This window comes from Nitratidesulfovibrio oxamicus, assembly GCF_015731765.1.
In the GTDB taxonomy this organism is placed as follows: domain Bacteria; phylum Desulfobacterota; class Desulfovibrionia; order Desulfovibrionales; family Desulfovibrionaceae; genus Cupidesulfovibrio; species Cupidesulfovibrio oxamicus.
The window spans coordinates 1-6,662 of sequence record NZ_VRYY01000096.1 but is presented as its reverse complement, the minus strand read 5'-3'; the positions used below and the strand labels follow the sequence as shown (position 1 = coordinate 6,662).

General features: G+C 67.7%; 6 protein-coding genes. 4 read left to right on the top strand and 2 right to left on the bottom strand.

Features of this window, described 5'->3' with window-relative positions; genetic code table 11:
* Together FVW20_RS04400 and FVW20_RS04395 are read right to left on the bottom strand one after the other, a co-directional pair.
* Positions 1–234, bottom strand: a 234-nt coding sequence (locus FVW20_RS04400) for a hypothetical protein (RefSeq protein WP_196608455.1), incomplete at its 3' end; no start/stop codon positions are given.
* Positions 225–518, bottom strand: a complete 294-nt coding sequence (locus FVW20_RS04395; RefSeq protein WP_231038858.1) for a hypothetical protein — start codon at positions 516–518, stop codon at positions 225–227. The genes FVW20_RS04400 and FVW20_RS04395, both read right to left, overlap by 10 nt.
* A gap of 293 nt (positions 519–811) precedes the next feature.
* Between FVW20_RS04395 and FVW20_RS04390 the strand changes: the two genes are divergently transcribed.
* The 4 genes from FVW20_RS04390 to FVW20_RS04380 form a co-directional block, all read left to right on the top strand.
* Positions 812–1,561 carry an XRE family transcriptional regulator gene (locus FVW20_RS04390; RefSeq protein WP_196608453.1) on the top strand — a complete coding sequence of 250 codons (750 nt, stop codon included), beginning with the start codon at positions 812–814 and terminating at the stop codon, positions 1,559–1,561.
* Between the two features lie 295 nt (positions 1,562–1,856).
* Positions 1,857–2,219, top strand: coding sequence for a hypothetical protein (locus FVW20_RS04385; protein WP_196608452.1), 363 nt, complete (start codon positions 1,857–1,859; stop codon positions 2,217–2,219).
* 317 nt (positions 2,220–2,536) lie between these two features.
* Complete coding sequence (locus FVW20_RS19620) at positions 2,537–3,949, top strand: MCP four helix bundle domain-containing protein (RefSeq protein WP_231038857.1); 1,413 nt, start codon at positions 2,537–2,539, stop codon at positions 3,947–3,949.
* A partial coding sequence (locus FVW20_RS04380) for a hybrid sensor histidine kinase/response regulator (protein WP_231038859.1) occupies positions 3,838–6,662 on the top strand: 2,825 nt, incomplete at its 3' end. The genes FVW20_RS19620 and FVW20_RS04380, both read left to right, overlap by 112 nt.

The window sequence follows — 6,662 nt, the reverse complement described above, 5'->3', positions numbered from 1 at the left end:
CTGCGGCCTGGCCTGCCCTGCGGCGGCCAGCGACACGCACTCCCGCGAGCAGTAGCGGCGATGGGCGCGCCCCGGCGGCATGGGGCCACCGCACAGTTGGCAACGTTCGGGCCGTTCCAGGGTTCGCGCGGCAGCATGGCAGGAGCGACTGCAATACCGCCCCCGACCATGCAGCAGCCGGGCGGGGTTGACGGAAAATGGCGTGCCGCAATGCAGGCAGGTCACTATCGGCATGACGCACCTCCTTCAAAGAAACGGTTGCACGCCTCCAGCGCGCGCAGCCGGGTGCGCGCCGTTTCGGGCGTGGGGTGGCGAGCTTCGTCGTGGCTTGCGTGGTACAGACCAAGCAGGCGTCGATGCTCGTCGACCTCTATGAACATCATGGGCAGCCGCCGGTCATGCAGGCTGCATCCTTCGGCACAGGTCGGGCACAGCACCATGCCGGCCACGACCTCGGCCTCGACATCTCCCAAGCCGAACGAGCTTCCGCATACGGCACATCTGGTGCCGTGTGACATTGCGCGCATTTCCATCCCTCTCGGCGCGTCGATGCCGGAACGCTCCCCAGGGGGCCCGGCTCGGACGGCCTGTTTATCAGTTATCCTATAAAATGCCGCTTCGCCGTTTCCACCGGAGCCGGCCCGCCCACCACTCACCCAGGGAGGCCACGCGGCGTCGCACAAGGACATCAAGGGCAGCGACATGTCTCGCGCACAGATATTTCACACTTCGCACACAAACGTCAAGAGTATCGGTACGCCGATGGCAGTTTTTCGTGGACATTCGCACAGAATGTGCTAACATCCCATACATGAGCGAATACGATTCCACGAACACCGACTGGGACGAGCTTCGGGAGTACGTCATCGACGCGCTGCACAGCGTGGGCGGCGTGAAGCGCCTTGCGGAAATCGCGGGGGTCAGCGAGCGCACCGTCTACGCCTGGAAGAACGGCGAACGCTTTCCCAGCCGGTCCAATCTTGCGCGGCTCACCGAGCATCTGGACCGCATCTCCGCCGCCGGCGGGCACCAGCCGCATCGGCGCGGCCTGCATGAACGCATGCTGCGCCCCTATGGAGAGACGCCCCGCGCGTCTGCCGGGCAACCGGAAGTGCCGGAAGAAGTCCGGCGCCTGGCCGAGGAATTCGTACTGGTGGACAGGGCTGAGGCACGGCCCAGCGCAGGCGGCGGCTCGTTGCAGACCGGCGGCCACCCGCAGGAGCAGCACGCCTTCCGGCTGGACTGGGTGCTGGGCCGGGCACGGTCCACCACTGGCCTGTCCCTCATGGAGGTCATGGGTCGGTCCATGGAACGCACCCTGCATGACGGAGACCTGGTGCTGGTGAACCAGCACGACCATGCGTTGGCGGAAGACCGCATCTATGTGTTGCGGGTGCAGGACGAAATCTACATCAAACGCTTTTCCCGCACGCCGGGGCGATACCATTTCCGGGGGGACAACCCGGAATTCGCCTACCAGGACATCGAGATCGACCCGCGCGACGAAGCCCTGCAATGGGAGGTCATCGGTCGGGTCATCTGGGCGGGCAAGGAACTGTAGCCCGGCACAGCGCCTTGCCGCAGGCCGTTATGGCCTCGCCGCCCCGACAATGCGCCAGCGTGCATGCCCCTCGTGTGCCGCGCCATCGGCAACGCCAGGCCTCCCCCCGGCTCCGGCCCTATCCCGCCGCAACCGACCCGACCTGCCATGGCCAATCCCGTGCATTTCCCCTCCCACTGCCTTCCCCCAATTCTCCCACCCTCCCCACCCTCCCCACCGTCCCTTGTGACGCGCCCTGCTGGATAGTTCGCACATTTTGTGCGACAACGTCTCCACATCGGAACCCGGAGGCCCCATGCACGTCACTCCCGCCTTTTCCGCACCGCACACGCCCATTCCCCAGGCGCTTTCCACTCTTGCCTGCCCGCACCAGGCACAGCAGTCCGCCACCTTCGCCCAGCCCGGCGTCAGTACGGAATTGCCCGCGCCGCCCCGGCGCCGACGCCGCCCCGAAACCTGTGGTCGGCCCGTGTGGTCCGAAGGGCGCGGTCCCGCCCCCGCGCCGCCCTTCCTGATCCGCTGGCACCCCGCAGATGGCGACACCCGCCACGAACAAGCCGCCACCAGTGCCGAAGCCCAGGCCCTGGCCCGTGACGCGCGCGACGCCACGGCGACGGACGTTGCCGTATACCGCCTGTGGAGCGTCCTGCCCGGCTGACCGGACCCGACTGACCGAACCCGACTGGCCGGACCCTACTGGCCGGATCGGACGGGCTGGATCGGACGGCCCCCGCGACGTGCTGCCCGGCGAACTCGCCAACCACCACGGGCCCCTCCCCGTCATGCCACACCAGCCCCCTGCGCCTCCCCGTCCCCTCCTTTCCCGCCCGCCGCATCCCCCTGCTCCCCTCGCCGCAACAACCGCCTCTCGTTATTTCCAGACTTCTGGACAATATTCCCCGCGCCCGCCTATACTGAGTCCTGCATCGCCGCCCGGCCTTCGCGGGCATCCCCAAGGTCGGAAGGAGCCCCACCATGCCCACCACTCCGGGCCCGAAGCTGTTCCGCCATCTCTCCGTCTTCCAGCGGCTGCTCATCGCCACACTGCTCATCGTCGCCTTCAGCGTCGCCCTCGGATACAACACCCTGAGTCTGATGCGCGACATGGCCGAAGATGCCAGCAGCGTCTACCGGCACACCTTCATCGCCACCAGCAGGCTGCAACAGGCCAAGGAAAGCGTGGAGCGCATGCGCGCGGTCATGCGCGAGCAGATCATCGAGGTGGACGAGGCCATCAAGGCCGAGCAGGTGGCCACCCTGCGACGAGAGGAACGCCTGTTCCATGACTGCATGGAAGCCGTGCGCGCCAACTTCCGGGGCGACCCTGCCCTCATCGACGACATGGCAAGCCGCTATGACGACTTCCTGTCCATGCGCGACAGGGCCATGGCCCTGGCAGAAAACCGTGAAATACAGGAAGCCTGGCGGCTTACCGAATCCTCTGCCCAGAACCCGTCCGACAGGCTGCTGCACGCCATCGACGCCCTGATGCACGCGGCCCGCGCCACGGCGGAAAACTTCTTCCAGTCCTCTGTTGCGGAAAACCGGGCCACGCAGTTCAAGGCCATTGCTGCGTACGGGCTGTTCTGCGCCCTGGTCGTGGCCATCACCTATCTTGTCAGTTGGAGCATCCGCCGACGCCTGCTGGCCCTGACCGGCTGCGTCAAGTCACTGGCCGACGGCGACCTGGACGTGCAGGTACCCTACGGCGACGAACGCAACGAAATGGGGGCCATGGCCCGCTCGCTGGAAGTGCTGCGGGGCGTTTCGCGCCAGATGGAACAGCAGCGCTGGATCAAGGCCCAGATGTCCGAGACTGCCACCGCGCTGCAACAGGCAGGCGACCTGGGCTCCTTCGGCCAGCGCCTGTCCGCCGTGGCCGCACAGGTATCCGGCGCCCCCTACGCGGCGGTGTACGTGCCCAATGACGATGGCGAACACCTTGATCTGGTGGCTTCCCTGGGCGGCGTCGTCGGCGGTCCTCCCGCCAGCGTCCCCAAGGGCGGCGGACTGGTGGGCCGTTGCGCCGCCACGCGTGCACCCGTGGAACTTGCGCCGCCGGACGGTGAAGCCCTGCGCTTCTCAACCGGGCTCGGCGATGTGCACCCCGCCTCGTTGCGGGCCTATCCGCTGCTGCTGGGCGAACGCCTGCTCGGCGTGCTGGAACTGGCCACCCTGGGGCGCTGCCCCCCCGCGCCGCCACCCTGTTCGAGGACATGCTGCCCATGGCCGCCCTGTCGCAGGAAGTGCTGGAGCGCAACCTGCACACCCGCAGCCTGCTGGAGCAGACCCGCAGCCAGGCAAATGAACTGGAGGAAAGCCGCGAACTGCTGCGCCGCAGCGAGGCCTTTTTCCGCGCCGTGTTCGAAACGGCGGGCATCGGCATAGTCAGCGAACGCAGGGGGCTTGGCATCGACCGGGCCAACCCCGCCTTCAGCGACTTCATCGGTATCAGCGAACCGGAACTGCGCGGGCGCGACCTTGGGGACTTCTTTCACCCCGATGACCGGGAAGCGCTGAAAGCCCTGCTGGGCCGCCTGGACCCCGACAGGCTGGAATACGCCACCCTGCACTACGGCGAACCGGAACGGGGCCGCCCGGAATCCGACGAACCGGACCCGGCCCGCTCCACCATCGCGGTGCGGGCAGAGCACCGCTACCTGCGCCCCGACGGCGAGGTGCGCTGGGCCGACGTGCGCTGCGCGCTCATCGGCGACAAGGACGTCACCCCCCGTCGGGTCACCCTGATCAACGACATCACCGAACTCAAGGAACAGCAGGCGGAACTGAAGGATACCGAGGCATGGTACCGGGGCATCGTGCATTCTGCCCCGGACGCCATGCTGGTGGTGGACGGAGAGGGGCGCATCGTGCTGTGCAACCCGCAGCTTGAACGGCTGCTGGGCTACGAACCCGGCGAACTTACGGGGCATTTGGTCGAGCAATTCCTGCCCAAAGAAATACGCAAGCGCCACGTGAAACTGCGCAACGACTTCCTGGCCTCGCCGCTTCAGGTCATCGGCCATGAGCGCGAAGTAATCGGCGTACGCAAGGACGGCACCCGCCTGCCGCTGGAAATCAGCCTCAGCAAGCTGCCCCCGTCCGAGCGCCACCCCATGAGCGCCTGCGGCGCCCTGCGAGACATATCCCTGCGCAAGCGCTCCGAGGCCGAACTGCGCAAGGCCAAGGAAATGGCCGAAGAAGCCACGCGGCTCAAAAGCGATTTCCTGGCCAACATGAGCCACGAAATCCGCACCCCCATGAACGCCATCATCGGCATGGCCCACCTGGCCCTGAAGACGGACCTGGACCCGCGCCAGACAGACTACGTGCGCAAGATACGCGCCTCGGGCCAGCACCTGCTGGGCATCCTCAACGACATCCTCGACTTCTCCAAGATCGAGGCGGGCAAGCTGACGGTGGAGAACACCGAGTTCGAACTGGAAACCGTGCTCGACACCGTGGCCAACCTGGTGTCGGAAAAAGCCGCCACCAAGGGGCTGGAGTTCGTGCTCGACGTGGCCGCGGACGTCCCCCCCGTGCTGCAGGGCGACCCGCTGCGCCTGGGGCAGATTCTCATCAACTACGCCAACAACGCGGTGAAGTTCACCGAGCGCGGCGAAATCGTGGTCCGCGTGGAAACGCTGGAAAAGGGCGATGCCGAGGTGCTGCTGCGTTTTGCCGTGCGCGACACGGGCATCGGCCTCACCGACGAGCAGAAGGCCCGGTTGTTCGTCTCGTTCCAGCAGGCGGACACCTCCACCACCCGCAAGTACGGCGGCACCGGCCTTGGCCTTGCCATCGCCAAGAAGCTGGCGGACCTGATGGGCGGCAGCGTGGGCGTGGACAGCACCCCCGGCGGGGGCAGCACCTTCTGGTTCACGGCCCGGCTGGGCCTGGGCTCCGCGCGGAGACCACTGGTGCCGCACATCGATCTGCGCGGCCTGCGGGTGCTGGTGGTGGACGACAACCCCCAGGCCCGCATGGTGCTGGCCCTCATGCTGGAAGGCATGACCTTCCGTCCGGTCATGGCGGACGGCGGCGTGGCCGCGTTGGGCCTGCTGCGCGAGGCCCAGAACTCGAACACCCCCTTCGGCATGGTCTTCCTGGACTGGCAGATGCCCGGCATGGACGGGCTGGAGACGGCCCGCAAGATCCGCGCCCTGGCGCCGGACCTGCCCGTGGCCATCGTTACCGCCCACGGGCGCGAAGAAATTTACGCCGCGTCCGAGGGGGTGGGCGTGTCCGCGATACTGGTGAAGCCGGTGCAGCCGTCCCTGCTGTTCGACACGGCCATGCGCCTGCTGGGTGCGGCGCATCCGGCGCCGCACTCCGCCATGCCGCCGCCGGACACCCTCCCCGCCATGCTCGACGGGGTGCGGGGGGCGCGCGTGCTGCTGGTGGAGGACAACGAACTCAACCGAGAGGTGGCCCTGGGCCTGCTGGCCGAAGCGGGGCTGGTTCCCGATGCGGCGGAAGACGGGGCGCAGGCGGTGCGCATGGTCGCGGAAGGACACTACGATCTTGTGTTGATGGACGTGCAGATGCCCGTCATGGACGGATACGAGGCCACCCGGACCATCCGCCGCAGCCGGGGGGCCGACAGCCTGCCCATCGTGGCCATGACCGCCAACGCCATGCAGGGCGACCGCGAGGCGTGCCTGGCGGCGGGCATGAACGACCACGTGGCCAAGCCCATCGATCCGGATGAACTGTTCGCGGCGCTGATCCGCTGGCTGCCCCGGCAAGGCGAGGCAGGGCGGGGGAATGCGCCGGACGTGACCGTTCCCGGCGCTTCGCCCGGCGCACAGGCAGAGGTTGCGCCCGGCACGTCGCCAATCTCCGGCGCCGCCAGGCAAGACGGCCCCCCCAAAAAAAACGGTGCCCGACGCATCCTCGACCCGGAGGCGGGACTGCGCCGCGTGCTGGGCAAGCAGGCCACCTACTACACCCTGCTGCGGCGCTTCGTTACCCAGCACGCCGACGCGGCCACGCGCATCGCCAGACTCATCCAGTCCGGCGACGGAGCGGCGGCCACGCGCGAGGCGCACACCCTGAAAGGCGTGGCGGGCACCCTGGGCGCCCGCACGGTGCAGGCCCA